Genomic DNA, 16356 nt, shown 5'->3' with positions numbered 1-16356 from the left:
AGGCTGCTGCCTTCGGGCTTGTGTGGAAACGCAAAATCAAGCCTAAAACTATTATTCCAAAAATCCCTTTATTTAGTTTTAATATATTGTTAATCAATATTTTATGTACGCATAATAGAACATTGGGAAGTCTTCAAATTCTATAAATGCGCTTTACTTTCCTTCTGCCAGCACCACACCTTTGGCCAACAATTATATGGCCCCGGCAAAACATCTTCCTCAGCCCGGCCAACCGGCTTATGAAACGACGAGAATTTCTGTGGCAAGCCGCTTTGGGCGCGGGCTTCGCGGCGCTGGGCCCGCGCCGACAGGTGGCGCAGGCCCGGCCGACCAGCGTAACTGCCGCTGGCGCCCGAGCCCGCTGGGCCGAGCTGCTGGACTACGCCCGCTGGTCGCCGTCGCCGCACAACATCCAGCCCTGGAAATTGCAGGTGCTGTCCGAAACCAACGCCCGGCTTTACTACGACCCCACCCGCCTGCTGCGCCACACCGACCCGACTTCCTGCTTCACCATCATCGGGCTGGGCATGTTCATCGCGAGCCTCAACATTGCCGCCGGCCCACTGGGCTTTTGCATTGAAGCCCGGCACGCGGCCGAGGCCCGGCTCGACTACGGCGCCACCACGCCCCAGCCATTCGCCGATTTGCGCCTGGTGCCGCGCTCCGGCCCCGCGCCGGTGGCCGACCGGGAGCTACTGAAGCAGCGGCGCACCTCGCGCCTGCACTACGACGGCCGGCCCGTGGCCGCTCCAATTCAGCAGCAGCTCGCGGCGCGGGCCACCGCGCAAGGCCATCAGCTCACCTTCGCCACCGACCCGGCCATGGTCGATTTCATCCTCGACCTCAACCGCCAAACCCTGTTTACCGACCTCGACGACGCGGCTACCCGTCAGGAGCTGGCCGGCTGGATTCGGACCACCGACGAGCAGGCCCACACCCGCAAAGATGGCCTCTGAAGTCGCTGCATGGGCTTTTCGGGACGGCTGATGCACAATTTCTTCTTCCACAGCGAGCGGTTCCGCAGCCCGTGGAAACGCGCGGTGCTGGGCAACGTCTACCGCCATTCCATGCACGGCACGGCCTCGGTGGCGTGGCTGCAAGGCCCCTTCGCCACCCGCGCCGATTGGGTGCAGGCCGGCACCCTCATGCAGCGCCTGTGGCTCGAAATGACCCGCCACGGCGTGTACCTGCACCCGTTCGGCTCGGTGGTGACCAACCCCAGCGCGCACCGGCAATTCCTCGATAAAATCGGCCACCGCCCCACCGACGCCCCGCCCTGGCTGCTGGTGCGCCTGGGCTACAGCACCGAACCTCCCCGCAGTCTTCGTTTGGACCTTAACGACATTTTCCTCGCATGAAAACTTCCCTCAGAACCTACGCCCTGGTGGCCGTGGTGCAGCTGCTCGACGGCTGGCGCCACTTGCTAGAGCTACGCAACGGCTCGATGCTCCTGCTGTTTCTGCCCCACATGGAAACCCTGCGCTGGAACATCGGCAAGCTGAAAGCCCTCGCCGTGTTTGAAGCCGCCCGCCGCCACACGCCTGCTTACCGGCAGTTTCTCGCCGAGCATCCATTCGGCCGCATCCGGTTTCGGGGCCTCGTGCCCGACCTCACCCCGCTGCCGGTAATGGACAAGGAAAACTACGTGAAGCCCTTTTCCATTGAGGCGCGCTGCCGGGGCGGGCGGGTGCCGGCCCACGGCGTGATTGTCGACGAATCGTCGGGCAGCAGCGGCGTGCCCACCAACTGGGTGCGCGGCAAGGCCGAACGCGTGGCCAACAAGCGCATGCTGGAATTCGGGCTGGCGCACCTGGTGGGGCCGGGCCCGCACTTCGTCATCAATGCCTTTGCGATGGGGCCGTGGGCCACGGGGGTCAACATCACAATGGGCCTTACCGATGTTTCCATGCTGAAATCGACCGGTCCCGACGTATCCAAAATTGCCAATACGCTCCGGTTTTTCGGTCCCGGCCACCGCTACCTCATCCTCGGCTACCCGCCGTTTCTCAAGCTGCTGGTCGATACGGCCGGCATCAATTGGACTGATTACGACGTGGCCATGATTTACGGCGGCGAAGGCATCAGCGAGCTAATGCGCGACTACCTGCTGGCCAAGGGCGTGCGGCGTGTGTATGGCTCACTCGGTGCATCCGATTTGGAGCTGAACATCGCCGCGGAGAATGACTTCACCATCGCGCTGCGCAAGCGGCTGTTGGTGCATCCGGCGCTGGCGGCCAGGCTGTTGAAGTTTCCCGGCGCGGTGCCGGTGGTGTTCCAGTTCAACCCCGCCGACTTCCACCTCGAAACCACCAGCGGCGGCGAACTGCTGGTCACCCTCTGCCGCCCCTGCTACCTGGCCCCCAAAATTCGCTATAACCTGCACGACCGCGCCCAAATCATTCGCTTTCCTGAGCTGAAACGCCTGTTGCGCAGCTGCGGCCTCCGCCCCGAGGACCTGGCCCTCACCTATTCCGACCTCCCCCTTCTCCTCCACTACGGCCGCGCCGACATGACCGTGGCCTATTTCGGTTGCAAAATCTCGCCCCCTGATGTGCAGGAAGCCCTCCTTGGCGTGCCCGAGCTGGCCGAGCGGGTAGCATCCTTCACACTCTTCACCAGCGAAGGCCCGCAGGCCGACAAACAGCTCCGCGTTTGCTTCGAACTGGCCGAGCGGCAGCCCCTGCGCATCCGCAACGACGTGGCTCTGAGCGACCTGTTCTTCGAGGAATTGCGCCGCATCAACCAGGATTTCAGCGAATCCTGGCGCATGGTGCCGGCCAGCCAAAAGCCCCAGGTAGAGTTCCACGCCTTCAAAACCGGGCCTTTTACCAATGAGGACATTCGCATCAAGCGCCGCTACATTCAGGGAGCGTAAGCAGGTAGCGCGGACTTTGTAGTCCGCGTTCGAGCGCGGGGACGCGGACTACAAAGTCCGCGCTACAAAAAACGTCCGCCGCTTCCAGATTGGAAACGGCGGACGTTCCGCTTTAAATTTTACCAATGACTACTCCTCAACCACCTCGGCGCCGGCCGAGGCTCCTACCGGAGCATACACCTGCAGAGCGGCTTTCAAATCCTTGCGGGCAATGTGAATGCGGTTTTTAACGGTGCCAATGGGGATTTGCAGCTTCTCGGCAATTTCCATGTACTTGTAGCCGATGTAGTACATCATGAACGGCGTGCGGTAATCGGTGCCCAGGCTGGCGATGGCCTCGTTGATGTCGCGCACCACAAAGTCCGACGTAGCGCCGTTGTGGGTGATGTAGTTCTGGTCGGTGTTGAAATACTGGAAATACTCCGTCGAATCGATGTTGGAGCTGCGCTTGGTTATCTTGTTGTAGTTGTTGATGAAGGTGTTGCGCATGATGGTATACAACCACGCCTTCAGGTTGGTACCGGCTTTAAACTTATCCTTATTGAGCAGGGCCTTCAGAAGGGTTTCCTGCACTAAATCCTTAGCATCATCAGCGTCTCGCGTCAAATTCATGGCGGCGGGCCGGAGGGTGAGCGAAATCTTCTGTACTTGCGAGGTGAATTCTAGCGAAGTCATGCTGTTTAGCTTTTCGTGGCCGATTGTTAAACAAATATACGAACCAGCCGCAAATTGGACTAGCTTCCGCCGAAAGTATTTTGTTCGGCATGCCTACCGCCTCTCCACGGGTATTCTTCCTGCTGGCGCGGCAAGGTACATCCGGCCCCGGAAATGGCCTACAAAACACTGACCGTTGTACGTTACGCTTGTGTGAAGCCGGCTGAACAGCTACGAGTCCGAGGGCCCTGTCGGTTTGCTTATTAAGCCGCTACGGGCTCCGTTTCCTGCATGGCCACCAGCGCCAGGAAATCGGTCATCAGTTCCGGTGAAACGCAGTTTTTGGGCAGCACTATTCCCTCCTGCCGGGCCATCGGGCCATACAATACCACCAATTTATCGGGGCAATGCGCCGAAATATCGCGCGCAAATTCGGCCACCCGGCTGCGCTCGGGCTGCGAGGTCAGCACCGTTACCACCACATCGGGCTGGTAAGTTTCGCACACCGCAGCCAGTTCTTCGGTGGGCAGGTTCTGCCCCAGGTACAGCGTGTGCTGGCCCCGGGCCCGTAGCGCGTAGTTCATGAAGAGCAAGGCCAGCTCGTGCAGCTCCTGAGAAGGCAAAAACAGCACCCACCGGCGCGCCGTAGTGGGCACGCCCGGCAGGGCATCCGTAGCGGCCAAAATCTTTTGGCGCAGCAGGTGGGCCAGCAGGTGCTCCTGAGCGGGGTTCACGGTGCCGGCCAGCCACATCAGGCCAATGCGCTGCAACAGCGGATATGCCACGTACAGCATCATTTTCTCGAAGCCCAGCCGGCTGGCGGCTTCGCTGAACAACTGGTTGAGGTGCTGTTCATCAAAGCTGAGCATGGCGGCCAGCAGGGCGTTCACCTGGCGGTGGTAATCGTGGGAATCGTCGCAGCAGGCCAGCACGGCCGCCTTTATCTCATCGTCGCTGAGGCGGGCCACCTGCGAAATGCGCTGGCCCCGACCACACAGCGTGGTCACGTTGAGCAAGCGGCGCAAATCGTCCTCGCAATACATCCGAATGTTAGTGGCCGTGCGCACGGGGCGCAGCAAGCCGTAGCGCTGTTCCCACATCCGAATGGTGTGCGCCTTGATGCCCGAAAGCTGCTCTAAGTCGCTGATGGAGAAATGGCCCATTGCATTAATTGAAAGTTATAGCGTAAGTAAGGATAAATAGAGCCGAGCTAATTAAACACGCTAATTATAACGGTTATTTCTGGGTGTTTTCTGTTTTTACCAGCTTCATTTTAGCCTGCTGCCGCGCCAGCGCCAGGTATTTTGGCGACACCCACAGCAGGCCAAACTCGGCCGAACCATCGCGGCCGGTGGTTTTGTGGTGGGTTTTATGGGCCATGTTGAGGGCCCGCAGGTACGGGTTTTGTGACTTTTTCCAGAAGCGCAGGCGGCCGTGAATCAGCACGTCGTGCACGAAAAAATAGACCGTGCCGTAGCAGGCAATGCCTACGCCTACCCAGAACCACCAGCGCTCCCCGTTGTTGCCGGCGATAAATAGCGCCGCCGAAATGCCGCCGTAAATCAGAAAAAACAGGTCGTTGCGCTCCACAGGATGCGGGTGCCGCACATGGTGCGAGCGGTGCAAAAACCACAGCGGCCCGTGCTGCACGAATTTGTGCATGAACCACGCCCAGAATTCCATGAATCCGAACGTGGCGAGGGTAATGCCGATGGCGGCCAGTACTGTCATGCGGAAGTAACCGGAACGGGAAACGGGTTGTTCGAATGAGCACATCGAAACGCCGTGCCACCTCCCTAAAAGCCGGGGGCGGAACGGCGTTCCGGTTCATTGGGCCACGAAGAAACGATTTTCCGGACTACCAGCCAATCTTTTCCTTGCTCAGGAAAGCGGCAATGCCCCTGCGGCAGTCCTCCGAGCCGCGGGCTTCGGCGTTGCGCTGGGCGGCGTAGCGGAGGCCTTCTTCCAGGGCGAGCTCGGGCAGGCGGGCCAGCATTTCCTTGGTCACCTCCATGCTCTGGGCCGAATTTTCGCGGCACAGGCGCTGGGCGTAGGTCCGCACGCGGTCGGCCAACTCTTCTTTGGGGGCCAGAAAGGTGATGAGGCCCATGTCGAGGGCCGTTTGCGCCGCAATGGGGTCGCCGCTGAGCAGCAACTGCTTGGTGCGGGCCTCGCCGATTTTGCGCAGCAGAAACACGCTCACAATGGCGGGCAGGAAGCCGATTTTAACTTCGGTATAGCCAAATTTTGCTTCAGGCACGGCAAAAGTGAGGTCGCAGATGGCGGCCAGCCCGCAGCCGCCCGCAATGGCGTGGCCCTGCACCTGGCCGATAACGACTTTTTTGAGGGTATAAATCTGGTGAAACAGCTGCATGAGGTGCGTGCTGTCCTCCAGGTTATCGGTGTAGCCGAAGCCTTGCAGGTCCTGAATGTAGGCCAAATCGGCCCCGGCGCAGAACACTTCGCCGGCCGCCCGCAGCACGATAACCTTAACCGTTTCGTCGTTTTCGGCAAACTCGAAGGCTTGCTTCAGCTCGCTTACCACGTTGGCATTCAGCGCGTTGCGCTTGTCGGGGCGGTTGAGGGTGATGTAGCCGATGCGGTCCTCGGCATCGTATTGAATATAGCGGAGAGCTTCGAGCTCGGGGGTAAGCAGGTTTTCCATGGGGAGCGGGGAACAGCGCGGATGGATGGTTACAAAGAGGAGGCCCAACGTGGGTGGTTTGGTGGCATCCTCTTTGGCAATTAACGCAAAAAATGCGCACATGGACTTCTTTTCTCGACCAAGTACCGGGCTAAGGCGGCGAAACCATCTCTGTACTAGCCAATTCGTGCACTGGCCCTAACTCGAACCAACAAGGGCTTGGGGTTGCCTTGGGGCAGAGCCCTGGCTGGCTGCTGGCCGGCTAGCGCTGCGGCGGGCGGCACCGGAAAGCGCCCTGCGCCGTCACGTCCCAGGTGCGGAATCCGTGGGCGCGCAGGCTGGAATCCTGCCGGGCCACGTACCAGATTTTGCAGGAAGAGTCGAAAACAACCTGAACCTTAGGGCCAAACACGGCAGCTACGGTTTCGGGCCTGAGGCGGGCGTTGCGGCGCAGCACCAGCACATCGACGGGTGCGGGCTGGGTGGCGGCAGAAATCCGGTTCGAGACAAACGCGAGGCGCAGGCCGCGCCACTGGGCCAGCACCACGGGGCCGGGCTTCAGAAACCGCTGCTCGTTGGAGCTGTCGGGGTCGGCGAGGCGCTGCACGGGAATGGTGCTGCCGCGCCAGCCCACGCGGTAGGCCGTGCGCCGGGCGGCCCGCCGGATAATGCCCGGCAGCAGGCGGTAGGTGCGCTCGGTTTCGGTGAGCGGCAGGGAGTCGGGCGTGACGAACTCGGCCGACGCGCCCTGCCAGAACCCCACCGCCGAACGGCGCGGAATGCTATACACGATAAATTCTTCGGTGGGCGCCACGACGCGGGCCTCGGCCACGCGGCTGCCGGCGTAGAGCACCAGCACCGCCGTCAGGCCAGCCAGCCAGCCCAGGCGGCGGGTGTTGAACCACGCCAACGCCGTGCCTATCAGGCCGAAGATGAGCACCGTTTGAAAGGCCGAAACGTGGATTTCGCGGATAACCCAATTCGCCATAACGCGGCTCACCAGGAAGATGTATTCGTTGAACAGCCACACCATTTTCTCGAATACCCAGGCCACGGTTTTAGGCAGCCAGTCTAACCAGATTGAGGCCTTCGGCCACCAAATGCCGGGCAAGGCCACAATCCCCTTCACCCCGAGCAGCGCCAGGCCCACGTACACGGCCCCGCTCGAAATGGGCACGGCCACGAGGTTGGACACCAGAAAGCTGAGCGGGAATTGATGAAAATAGTACAGCCCCAGGCCAAACGTGGCCACTTGCGCTGCCAGCGACAAGGCCACTGCCTGCCACGTCAAATCAAGAAACCAGCCGCTGCCCCGCCAGGCCCACTGCACCACTTTGGGCTGCCAGGGCCGGCGCCGGGCGTAGAAATAGGCCTCCACATCGAGCCAGCGGGCAATGCGGGGCTGCACGTACACGATGCTGAGCACCGCCAGAAACGAGAGCTGAAACCCCACATCGACCACCAGAAACGGGTTCCAGACCAGCAGCCCGAAGGCAGCGACGCCCAGGGTGTTAAAAATGGAATCCTGCCGCCCCCAGGCCCGCCCAATGATAATAACCGTGAACATGACCGTGGCCCGCAGCACCGACGCCGACAGCCCGGTGAGAAAGGCATAGCTCCAAATCACGGCCAGCCCCACCAGGGCCGACCACAGCCGGAACCCACGCACCCGCCCAAACAACTTACGCAACAGCAGCGACATGGCCGCGAACAACAGCCCCACCTGCAAGCCACTCACCGCCATAATGTGCGTGGTGCCGGTGGCGGTGTAGGCCTGTTTGGTGGCGAGGTCCACGTCGTCCTTTATGCCCAGCACCAGGGCCGACGCGATGGCGTATTCCCGCTTAGCCTTGATGTAATGATGGAAAATGCCGTCGAGCTGCGCCGCCGCCCGCATGCTGACGGCCACCAGCATATTGGGCGGGGCCAGGCGCAGCACCCGGTATTGGTCGGGGTGAATATATTGCTGGTGGTAGACTTGCCGGCAGGCCAGGTAGTAGCGGTAGTCGAACTCGCCGGGGTTGAGGGGCGGCTTGCTGGGGTCGGGGTGCCCGCGAATGAGCCACACCTCGCCGTAGCGCGGCTCCGCGATGCCTGCCACGCGCGGCAACGACACGCGTACGGCCCCGGTGGCCTGGCGCCAGCGGCCCGCCACGCGCACGGCCTGCACGCGCAGGGTGGTGGCGAAGGTGGCGGCCCGCACCACGGTGGCCTCGTCCACCACGGCCTGGTAGCAGTCCACGGTGTCGGCGAAGCGGAACAGGTGGTCGGCCCGGCGGCTTTCGGTGGCGCGCTGGGTGAGGGTGGCGCCCAGCGCGACGATGGTAAGCAGCGCCAGGGCCCCGGCGGCATCGGTGGCGGCCGGGTTGCGGTGGCGCACGCTCCAGAAAACAAGGCCGATGGCTAGGCCAGCCAGCGCCACGGTGACTGGCCAGAGCTCCAGCCAGAAATCCCCAAAATAGAGGTACGCCACGATGCCGAGAATAAGCGCGGGGGTGTAGCGCACGAACGGGAAAGTGGCCCAGGTAATCATCAGTAGAAGCAGTGAGGCAGAGGGCTGACAATGTAGGTCTTTATCCCTAAACGGGCGCAGCTTTGCGGCCCGGCCGCTGGTTGAAGCGCTATCTTGGCGCTTCCAAAACTGTTTCCCGTCCATGCTCTCCTTCCTGCGCCGCCTCAAGCTCAGCTACGCCACCTACAACGTGTTCCAGCACCGCAAGCTCGTGCACAACCTGCCGCTGTATGCAAAGCTGGGCCTGAAAAAGCAGTACTTCTCCCCCATCAGCAGCCGCGATTTTGCCCACCTGCCTCTTGATGCGGGGCTGCCGCCGGTGTTACCGCTGGCCGAGCGGCTGGCGAACACACCCGCATTTCAGGCGCTATCGGCCGCCGGCCGGGCCAGTTTGCTGGCGTTCGAAGAAAACGGCTTTGCCGTGCTGCCCGGCTTTTTCAGCGCCGAAACCGTGGACGGTATTAATCAGGAACTGGACAACCTCATTGCCACCAAGCAAATCAGCCTGCGCTACCGCAACAAGTTCATGTTTGCTTTTCGGCAGTCGGCGCGCATCCGGGCGGCCGGCGAAGGCGCGCTGCGGAAGCTGGTAGCCGCCCTGCTGGGCCACGAAACCACGCTGTTTCAAAGCATCAACTTCCTCACCGGCAGCGAGCAGCGCACCCATTCCGACAGCATCCACATGAGCACCTTCCCACTGGGCGGCATGGCGGCGGCCTGGGTGGCGCTGGAAGATATTACGCCCGGCAACGGCCCGCTGCACTACTATCCCGGCAGCCACAAGCTGCCCTATTACCTCAACGCCGACTACCAGAATGAAGGGACCGATTGGCTCATTGGCGATAAGGAATACACCGAATACGAGGCCTATATCAACCAAAAGATTGCCGAAGCCGGCATTCCAAAGCAAGTTTTTCTGGCCCGCAAAGGCGACGTTTTCATCTGGCACGCCAACCTGATGCACGGCGGCGAACCGCACCTGGACAAGGCCCAAACGCGCAAAAGCATGGTGTTCCATTATTTCAGCCAGGCCCACATCTGCTACCACGAAATCACCCAGCGCCCGGCGTTGCTGGGGTAGCCGAACGTCATGCTGAGCAGAGCCGAAGCATCTTTACCGCGCAAGTAATTCATTTACTATTGTGGTAGAGATGCTTCGACTCCGCTCAGCATGACCTGTTTTTCACATTTTACAGCACCATTTTGTAGTGCTGAATATTGGCTTCTTCGAACACCTCCCCTTCCTTTTTGAAGCCGTGCCGCTCGTAGAACCGGACGGCCCCGATTTGGGCGTTGAGGTACACCTCGGCGTCAGGGAGTTCGACTTGCACGTCGGCCAGCACGGCGTGAAGCAGCGCGGCCCCGATTTCCTGATTGCGAAACCCGGGCAGCACGGCGAAGCGCTCCAGCTTCACGCCGTTTTCGGTTTCGCGCCAGCGGGCGGCTCCGGCGGGCGTGCCATCGGCAGCGCGGGCGAGGTAGTGGCGGGCATCGGTGCGGTCGTGCTCGTCGTTTTCAAGGGTGGCGGGCACGCCCTGCTCATCCACGAATACTTTTTCGCGGATGGTGAAGGCGGCGTCGAGGTCGCGCAGGTCGGCGATGCGGTAGGCGGTGGCGGGCATAGGTTGGGGTGTAAAAATTTCATCCTGAACTCGTGAAGGACCTTATTGTCCTCCGACGAACACATCGTCCGGGGGCAGTAAGGTTCTTCACAAACTCAGGATGACCGATTGTGGAAGAGTTACAGGGCCTGCTCGTGGTTCACGGGCAAATCCGTTTCCAGCTCCTGCAGGGGCAAGTCGGCTTCCTGCTGTAGCTCGCGCAGACGGCGCTCGTGGCGCTCGTCGCGGCGCAGGCCGTTGGCGCCGTTGGACTGGCCCTGACGGGTCATTTCCTCGGTGTCGAATTTGTCGTAGGCTTCCACAATTTCCTTCACCAGACGGTGGCGCACCACGTCCTCGGAAGTCATTTCGACGTAGCCGATGCCTTGCACGTTTTTCAGGATGTCCATGGCCTGCATCAGGCCCGATTTCTGGCGGGTGGGCAGGTCAATCTGGCTGCGGTCGCCGTTCACCATCACCTTGGCGGTGGGGCCCATGCGGGTCAGAAACATCTTAATCTGGCTCGGCGTGGTGTTTTGGGCTTCGTCGAGCAGCACGAAGGCGTTGTTCAGCGTGCGGCCGCGCATGTAGGCCAGCGGGGCGATTTCGATGATTTTATTCTCCTGGTAAAACTTCAGCTTTTCGGCCGGAATCATGTCTTCCAGGGCGTCATAAATCGGGCGCAGGTAGGGGTCCACCTTGTCCTTCATATCGCCGGGCAGGAATCCCAGGCTTTCGCCGGCCTCCACCACAGGGCGCGAGATGATGATTTTCTTCACCTCCTTGTTTTTGAGGGCGCGCACGGCCAGGGCCACCGAAATGTAAGTTTTGCCGGTGCCGGCGGGCCCGAGGGTGAAGGTCAGGTCGTGCGTCATCACGGTGTCCACCAGCTTCTGCTGGTTGGGCGTTTTGGCTTTGATGACGCCGCCTTTGGCCCCAAAGAGGATGACGTCGGGCGAGGCGGCCAGCACGCGGCCCTCGGCTTCCTCGGAGGTGGCGGAGAGGTATTGATTAACGGTTTTGTCGGTAATCTGGCCGTATTGGTGGTAGTGCTCGATGAGCGACGACAACAAATCGTTGATGCGGGAAATGACCGCCGGCTGGCCCTGGATTTTGATTTCGTTGCCCCGGCTAATGATTTTGGAGCCCGGAAAAGCGGCAGCTAACTGCCGGATATTCTGGTTGTCGGGGCCGAGAAAATCGACCAGAGACATGTTTTCGAGGGTGATGATTTTTTCGACCAAGTGGGAAGTGTGGGGGAATGAAGGCGAAGGAAGTGTCAAAATAAACGGGCCTTTCCGCTTAAACCGGCTACTTTTGCCCCGGTTCGAGCGAACGAACAATACTACTGAAAAACTACCGAACCCCGGCATGGGATTGATAACGCTGCTGACCGATTTTGGCTACCGCGACCATTACGTGGCGGCGCTAAAAGCGCGGCTGTTGCAGCTGGCCCCGGCCACGGCGGTGGTCGACATCAGCCACGGCGTCGAACCGTTTAACATCGCGCACGCCGTTCACGTTCTCCAGGCCGTGTTCCGGGATTTTCCGGTGGGCACGGCGCACGTCATCGGCGTGGACGACCACGGCGCCGGCCCCGAGCCGGGCTGGCAGGCCGCCCTCTTCGAAGGCCATTATTTTGTGGCCGCCGACAACGGCATTCTGGCCCTGCTCACCAACGGCACAATGGAGGAATTGGTGGCCCTGCCGGCCGCCGTCACCCCCTCGCCTACCCGCGACGTGCTGCTGCCCGCCGCCGTGGCCCTCGCCCAGGGCGAACCGCTCAGCAGCCTGGGGCCCACCGTGACGGAATTCCACCAGCTCAACAACCGGCAGCTCCGCATCCAGGACCACCGCGTGACCGGCCACGTGGCCCACGTCGACCACTACGGCAACCTGATTACCAACATTTCCCGCGCCGCCGTCGAGGCCGTGGGGCACGGGCGCGCGTTTGCCGTGCATTTCGGGCGCGATGTGGTGCGGGAGGTGCACCCGCATTTTTCGGCCGCTCCTCCCGGCGAGGCCGTGGCTATGTTCAACAGCCAGAACTGCTTGTGCCTGGGCATCAGCCAGGGCAATGCCTCAGAGCTGCTGGGGCTGCATTTTGACTCGCAGGTGGACGTGCGGTTCGCAGTGGATTAAGTTAAGGCTGCCACGAAAAAGAATGTCATGCTGAGCTTGCCGGAGCATGACGTTCTGGCTCACCTCAGAAAATTGCGATTTACTTCAGCGCGCCTTTCAGGTCGCTCACGGCTACGCTTTGGGCATCCTTGGCTTCGGGCACCACGGCGGCCATGCCGAAAAACTCGTGGGTGGTGCCATCGTATTTTTTGTAATTGACCTTTACACCGGCGGCGGAAAGCTTATCCGCCAGGGTTTTGCCTTCGCTGGTCAGCGGGTCGTAGTCGGCGGCGATGATGGTGGTGGGCTCCAGGCCTTTCAGGTTGGCCGCCACGAGGTTGATGCGCGGGTCTTTGCCATCGGCCGGCGTGCGCAGGTAGTTTTTGAAAAACCACACCATGCCACCCTTGTTGAGGGGCGCGGTTTCGACGTTGGCCTGGTACGAGGCCGTGTTCGTATCGGAACCGGCGATGGGGTACACCAGCACCTGGTATTTGGGCAGGGCCACTTTCTTATCGCGGGCCATGATGCTCACGTTGCAGGCCAGATTGCCGCCGGCGCTTTCGCCCACCACGGCCACTTTGTTAGGGTCGCCCTTCATGCTGGCGGCATTTTTAAGCACGTACTGGTAGGCCGCGAACGAGTCGTCGTGGGCCGTCGGAAACTTGTGTTCCGGGCCTTTGCGGTACTCCACCGACACCACCACGGCGCCCACCTGCTCGCACAGGGCCTGGGCCGAAGCGGCGTAGGTATCATTGGTAGCAATCACCCAGCCGCCGCCGTGGTAATAGCACGATGACCGGATACGGCGCCGAGCCGCTTTTGGGCGTGTAAATGCGCGCCTTCACGCCGGGCCTGAGGGCTTTGGTGGCGGTGTCGCAGTTGAGGGGCGGCGTGGGGATGTTGCTGGCCCGCATCTGCTTCATGGCGGCATCGGCGGCGCTGGGCTGCTTGCGCGCCTGGGCCGCGGTGATTTCGCCGAAAGGCTTATTTTTGAAGCTCATCAGCTGCTCAATCACGGCCTGCATCTCGGGCTTGAGGTTGGGGCCCCAGGCGGGCTTGGCGCCGGTGGGCTTTACTGCGCCGGTGGTGCCCGCGCTATCGGCTTTAACAGTGGTGGCGGTGCTATCGGAAGCGGCGTTGGTATCGCTGGACACCACGGTGGCAGTTTTATCGGTTTCGGTGGCGGTGGGCTTGCTGTTGCAGCCGCTTAGGAAGACACCTCCGGCCAGGGCCGGGACCAATAGCCACGCCGTGGCAACAGAATGAGAAAGGAGAAATTTCATGAATAAGAATGGTGAAGATGAAAGCTGGAAAGATTATCCAACGGACCTTTACGGTGGGCCGGTCCGGTCAGTCTGAATTACTATACTTTTTCACAGAATTCGACAAGCCCAGTCGAATTCTATCCGCGTCATACTAATGCTCATCCGCATCGTCCGCATGACTTTTGTTCCGGCCCAGGTGCCGGCCTTTCTCGCGCTTTTTCAGGATACCGAACACCGCATCCGGCAGCAGCCCGGCTGCCGCTATCTGGAGCTGTGGCAGGACGCCGACAACCCCACCGTTTACTGCACGCACAGCCATTGGGACGATGCCACGGCACTGAATACCTACCGGAAATCGGCCCTTTTCGGCGAAGTCTGGCCGGCTACGAAGCGGCTGTTTGCCGCGCCGCCAGTGGCTTTTTCATCGCAGGTCGCAGCGGGGGGTTGAGCCGTGGGTTCCCTTGCTCCTGGCGCCAGCCGCCGCCCAACGCGTGGTAGAGGTCGGTAGTGGCCTGGAGCTGCTGGAGGCGGTCGTTGATGCTGCTGAGCTGGGCGGCGAGCAGGCTCTGCTGGGAAGTCAGCACGTCGGTATAGTTGGCCGAGCTGTACTTGAGCAGTTCCTGGGTGAAGTCAACCGCTCTTTGCAGCGAGGCCAGCTGGTTGGTGCGGATAGCGACTTTCTCGCCCGCCGTCTGGTAGGCAAACAGCGCATTGGAAACCTCCTGGCCGGCCGTGAGCAGGGTTTGCTGGTAGGTGAGGCGGTATTCTTCCTGCAAGCTCAACGCCGTGCGCAGCCGGGCGCGGTTGAGGCCCTGGCTGAAAATGGGCTGCACCAGCCCGCCCACCAGTGTGCCAAACACAGCGCTGGGCGAAAACAGGTCCTGGATGGCAGTGTTGGTGAGGCCGCCGTTGGCGGTGATGGTGAACGACGGGTAGAAATAGGCCCGCGCCGCGTTGCTCAGCTCGTAGTAAGAGCGGTAGGCGGCTTCGGCCTCCTGCACATCGGGGCGGTTGCGCAGGAGCTGGCCGGGCACGCCGGTTTGCAGGAGCGCGGGCTGGGTCTGGCCGGCCAGCGTGCCGCGCTCGATGGCGCCCGGTGCCCGGTTGAGCAGGACGCTCAGGGCATTTTCGGTTTCGCGAACGTTGCGCTCCAGGTCTGGAATCGACACCTGCGCGGCGTAGAGGTTGGCCTCGCTCTGGGCCACGGCCGCGCCCGTCACAATGGCCGCGTCTTTGAGCAGCTTGGTCACTTCCACATCTTTGATGCGGTTTTGCACGGTTTGGCGCGTGATTTCGAGCTGCGCGTCGTAGGCCAGCAGCAGGTAGTAGTCGTTGGCAATGTCGGCCAGCAGCTGGGTTTGCACGGCGCGGCGGTACGCTTCTCTTTGCAGCAGGGCGGCCACGTAGCTGCGCTTGGTGCTGCGCAATTTGCCCCACACATCGGCCTCCCAGCTCGAGCTGAGCGTGAGCAGGTATTGCTGGCTGTAGCGGCTGGTGACCACGGAAGTAGGGTCGGAAGTGCCGGTAGTACCAGTTCCAGTCCCGGTGCCCGTTCCAGTCCCACCCGTGCCATTTCCACCGGTGCCGGTGCCCGTGGTGCCGGTGCTGGTGCCAGTAACGGTGCCCACGCCGGTGTTGCCGTTCGAAACCCGCGCTTCCGTCGCGCTGGCCCGCGCCGAGAGGCTGGGAAAGAACGCGGCCCGGCTCTGCGCCAGGTTGGCTTCGGCCCGCTGAATGCGCGCGACGGCAATGCGCAGGTCCAGGTTCTGATTCAGGCCTTCTTCGAGCAGCTTTTGCAGCTGGGCATCGGCAGACACGGTGCGCCAGGGCAACAGGGCCACGCTGGTGGTATCGGTGGTGCGCACGCCCCGGTAGAGGTTGGGCGCGGCAGTTTCGGGCTTGGAATAGGGGTGCAATACGGCGCAGGAAGCCAGCAGCGGCAGCACCAGCCACAGCCTTCGCATCAACCTGTTTTTTAGTTTGAAAAGCATGGCGTTAGCGTCTTGAATATTGCGCGGCCGGGTAACCTCACCCCCGGCCCCTCTCCCGCGGAGAGGGGAGGCTGACGATTTTTTATATTAAATTCAACCCTCACTAACCTCTTGTTAATTAATTTTTTACTGCGTCGACTTGGCTCCCCTCTCCGCGGGAGAGAGGCCGGGGGTGAGGTTACCCCGCAACTGGCTCAGGAATCTTTTCCGGGGAGTTCGCAGCCTTGGGGTCTTCCGCCTCTTCGCGCTGCATCTGTTCGAGCCGGTCTTTGCGGCACCAGCAGTGCATCCTTGATGGTGCGCGACGAGCGCACGGTGCCGCTGCTGCCGTTGCGCAGCAGGCCTTCGGGGTTGATGAACGAGGCCCGAAAGCCGCTGGAACCCGTTGCAGTATTGATTTGGCCAATGGCGGTTTCAACCCGCCCCATGTGCTTATACACGGTGCCATCGGCCAGCAGCAGCTGCACATCGGGAAAGTGCGCCAGCTTGTCCTGCAGCGTGGTGCCGGGGATATCCCGGGTGAAATTGAGCAGATTTTTCTCGTTGAGCGAGAAGTAGGCGTAGATGTTGGCGATGCCCGTCACGGTAGTGAGCGGGTCGGTGGACGTGCTGCTCACCAGGCTGCCGATTTTGTTGGGGATGGTGCCCACCACGCCCTTCACCGGGCTCAGGATGCGGGTGTAGCCCACG

General features: G+C 61.4%; 17 protein-coding genes. 6 read left to right on the top strand and 11 right to left on the bottom strand.

What is annotated here, in order from left to right; all coding sequences use genetic code 11:
- Window positions 1-239: 239 nt before the first annotated feature.
- From J4G38_RS10745 to J4G38_RS10735, 3 genes are read left to right on the top strand one after another with little or no spacing between them, the layout of a single operon-like run.
- Window positions 240-956: a hypothetical protein gene (locus tag J4G38_RS10745; protein WP_210520846.1), complete on the top strand. Its 717-nt coding sequence runs from the start codon at window positions 240-242 to the stop codon at window positions 954-956.
- A 30-nt stretch (window positions 957-986) separates the two neighbouring features.
- Window positions 987-1358, top strand: a complete 372-nt coding sequence (locus tag J4G38_RS10740; protein ID WP_210520844.1) for a hypothetical protein — start codon at window positions 987-989, stop codon at window positions 1356-1358.
- On the top strand, window positions 1355-2875 hold the full coding sequence (locus J4G38_RS10735; protein ID WP_210520842.1) for a phenylacetate--CoA ligase family protein: 1521 nt from the start codon (window positions 1355-1357) through the stop codon (window positions 2873-2875). Before J4G38_RS10740 ends, J4G38_RS10735 begins: the two co-directional genes overlap by 4 nt.
- Before the next feature lie 129 nt (window positions 2876-3004).
- Here the strand turns inward: J4G38_RS10735 and J4G38_RS10730 are convergent, their stop codons facing one another.
- From J4G38_RS10730 to J4G38_RS10710, 5 genes are all read right to left on the bottom strand, one after another.
- Window positions 3005-3550 carry a sigma-70 family RNA polymerase sigma factor gene (locus J4G38_RS10730; RefSeq protein WP_210520840.1) on the bottom strand — a complete coding sequence of 182 codons (546 nt, stop codon included), beginning with the start codon at window positions 3548-3550 and terminating at the stop codon, window positions 3005-3007.
- Between the two features lie 242 nt (window positions 3551-3792).
- Window positions 3793-4692, bottom strand: a complete 900-nt coding sequence (locus J4G38_RS10725) for a MerR family transcriptional regulator (RefSeq protein ID WP_210520838.1) — start codon at window positions 4690-4692, stop codon at window positions 3793-3795.
- Window positions 4693-4765: 73 nt separating this feature from the next.
- Window positions 4766-5260, bottom strand: coding sequence for a sterol desaturase family protein (locus J4G38_RS10720; protein WP_210520836.1), 495 nt, complete (start codon window positions 5258-5260; stop codon window positions 4766-4768).
- Between the two features lie 127 nt (window positions 5261-5387).
- Window positions 5388-6194, bottom strand: a complete 807-nt coding sequence (locus tag J4G38_RS10715) for an enoyl-CoA hydratase/isomerase family protein (RefSeq protein WP_210520834.1) — start codon at window positions 6192-6194, stop codon at window positions 5388-5390.
- A gap of 241 nt (window positions 6195-6435) precedes the next feature.
- Window positions 6436-8706, bottom strand: coding sequence for a ComEC/Rec2 family competence protein (locus tag J4G38_RS10710; protein ID WP_210520831.1), 2271 nt, complete (start codon window positions 8704-8706; stop codon window positions 6436-6438).
- A gap of 121 nt (window positions 8707-8827) precedes the next feature.
- On the opposite strand from J4G38_RS10710, the gene J4G38_RS10705 reads away from it, so the two are divergent.
- A complete protein-coding gene (locus tag J4G38_RS10705) occupies window positions 8828-9766 on the top strand; it encodes a phytanoyl-CoA dioxygenase family protein (RefSeq protein WP_210520829.1) in 939 nt (312 codons plus the stop codon).
- A 109-nt stretch (window positions 9767-9875) separates the two neighbouring features.
- Here J4G38_RS10705 and J4G38_RS10700 read toward each other — a convergent pair whose 3' ends face one another.
- Window positions 9876-10307, bottom strand: coding sequence for a GNAT family N-acetyltransferase (locus J4G38_RS10700; protein ID WP_210520827.1), 432 nt, complete (start codon window positions 10305-10307; stop codon window positions 9876-9878).
- Window positions 10308-10426: 119 nt separating this feature from the next.
- Window positions 10427-11530 (bottom strand): PhoH family protein, encoded by a 1104-nt coding sequence (locus J4G38_RS10695; RefSeq protein ID WP_210520826.1) that lies wholly within the window; start codon window positions 11528-11530, stop codon window positions 10427-10429.
- A gap of 127 nt (window positions 11531-11657) precedes the next feature.
- Between J4G38_RS10695 and J4G38_RS10690 the strand changes: the two genes are divergently transcribed.
- Window positions 11658-12428, top strand: coding sequence for an SAM hydrolase/SAM-dependent halogenase family protein (locus J4G38_RS10690; protein ID WP_210520824.1), 771 nt, complete (start codon window positions 11658-11660; stop codon window positions 12426-12428).
- 79 nt (window positions 12429-12507) lie between these two features.
- Here J4G38_RS10690 and J4G38_RS10685 read toward each other — a convergent pair whose 3' ends face one another.
- Window positions 12508-13176 carry an alpha/beta hydrolase gene (locus tag J4G38_RS10685; RefSeq protein ID WP_210520821.1) on the bottom strand — a complete coding sequence of 223 codons (669 nt, stop codon included), beginning with the start codon at window positions 13174-13176 and terminating at the stop codon, window positions 12508-12510.
- On the bottom strand, window positions 13160-13693 hold the full coding sequence (locus J4G38_RS10680; RefSeq protein WP_210520819.1) for a hypothetical protein: 534 nt from the start codon (window positions 13691-13693) through the stop codon (window positions 13160-13162). The genes J4G38_RS10685 and J4G38_RS10680 overlap by 17 nt, the downstream gene beginning before the upstream one ends.
- 136 nt (window positions 13694-13829) lie before the next feature.
- On the opposite strand from J4G38_RS10680, the gene J4G38_RS10675 reads away from it, so the two are divergent.
- On the top strand, window positions 13830-14123 hold the full coding sequence (locus J4G38_RS10675; protein WP_210520817.1) for a putative quinol monooxygenase: 294 nt from the start codon (window positions 13830-13832) through the stop codon (window positions 14121-14123).
- Here J4G38_RS10675 and J4G38_RS10670 read toward each other — a convergent pair.
- Both J4G38_RS10670 and J4G38_RS10665 read right to left on the bottom strand, forming a co-directional pair.
- On the bottom strand, window positions 14059-15639 hold the full coding sequence (locus J4G38_RS10670) for a TolC family protein (protein ID WP_210520816.1): 1581 nt from the start codon (window positions 15637-15639) through the stop codon (window positions 14059-14061). The genes J4G38_RS10675 and J4G38_RS10670 overlap by 65 nt on opposite strands.
- A 221-nt stretch (window positions 15640-15860) precedes the next feature.
- The gene (locus J4G38_RS10665) at window positions 15861-16355 is read right to left on the bottom strand and encodes an efflux RND transporter periplasmic adaptor subunit (protein ID WP_210520815.1); all 495 of its coding nucleotides are present in this window, start codon (window positions 16353-16355) and stop codon (window positions 15861-15863) included.
- Window position 16356: the final 1 nt, after the last annotated feature.

Source organism: Hymenobacter terricola (assembly GCF_017921975.2).
In the GTDB taxonomy this organism is placed as follows: domain Bacteria; phylum Bacteroidota; class Bacteroidia; order Cytophagales; family Hymenobacteraceae; genus Hymenobacter; species Hymenobacter terricola.
Note: the sequence above shows the minus strand (reverse complement) of the source record. Positions and strands in the feature narration are given on the sequence as shown.

What these genes read in the sequence shown, in the direction of transcription:
- J4G38_RS10740 (WP_210520844.1), top strand. Translation starts at nt 987, where the DNA reads ATGCACAATTTCTTCTTCCACAGCGAGCGGTTCCGCAGCCCGTGGAAA.
- J4G38_RS10700 (WP_210520827.1), bottom strand. Translation starts at nt 10,307, where the DNA reads ATGCCCGCCACCGCCTACCGCATCGCCGACCTGCGCGACCTCGACGCC.
- J4G38_RS10710 (WP_210520831.1), bottom strand. Translation starts at nt 8,706, where the DNA reads ATGATTACCTGGGCCACTTTCCCGTTCGTGCGCTACACCCCCGCGCTT.
- J4G38_RS10715 (WP_210520834.1), bottom strand. Translation starts at nt 6,194, where the DNA reads ATGGAAAACCTGCTTACCCCCGAGCTCGAAGCTCTCCGCTATATTCAA.
- J4G38_RS10680 (WP_210520819.1), bottom strand. Translation starts at nt 13,693, where the DNA reads ATGAAATTTCTCCTTTCTCATTCTGTTGCCACGGCGTGGCTATTGGTC.
- J4G38_RS10675 (WP_210520817.1), top strand. Translation starts at nt 13,830, where the DNA reads ATGCTCATCCGCATCGTCCGCATGACTTTTGTTCCGGCCCAGGTGCCG.
- J4G38_RS10670 (WP_210520816.1), bottom strand. Translation starts at nt 15,639, where the DNA reads ATGCGAAGGCTGTGGCTGGTGCTGCCGCTGCTGGCTTCCTGCGCCGTA.
- J4G38_RS10735 (WP_210520842.1), top strand. Translation starts at nt 1,355, where the DNA reads ATGAAAACTTCCCTCAGAACCTACGCCCTGGTGGCCGTGGTGCAGCTG.
- J4G38_RS10720 (WP_210520836.1), bottom strand. Translation starts at nt 5,260, where the DNA reads ATGACAGTACTGGCCGCCATCGGCATTACCCTCGCCACGTTCGGATTC.
- J4G38_RS10690 (WP_210520824.1), top strand. Translation starts at nt 11,658, where the DNA reads ATGGGATTGATAACGCTGCTGACCGATTTTGGCTACCGCGACCATTAC.
- J4G38_RS10745 (WP_210520846.1), top strand. Translation starts at nt 240, where the DNA reads ATGAAACGACGAGAATTTCTGTGGCAAGCCGCTTTGGGCGCGGGCTTC.
- J4G38_RS10705 (WP_210520829.1), top strand. Translation starts at nt 8,828, where the DNA reads ATGCTCTCCTTCCTGCGCCGCCTCAAGCTCAGCTACGCCACCTACAAC.
- J4G38_RS10725 (WP_210520838.1), bottom strand. Translation starts at nt 4,692, where the DNA reads ATGGGCCATTTCTCCATCAGCGACTTAGAGCAGCTTTCGGGCATCAAG.
- J4G38_RS10730 (WP_210520840.1), bottom strand. Translation starts at nt 3,550, where the DNA reads ATGACTTCGCTAGAATTCACCTCGCAAGTACAGAAGATTTCGCTCACC.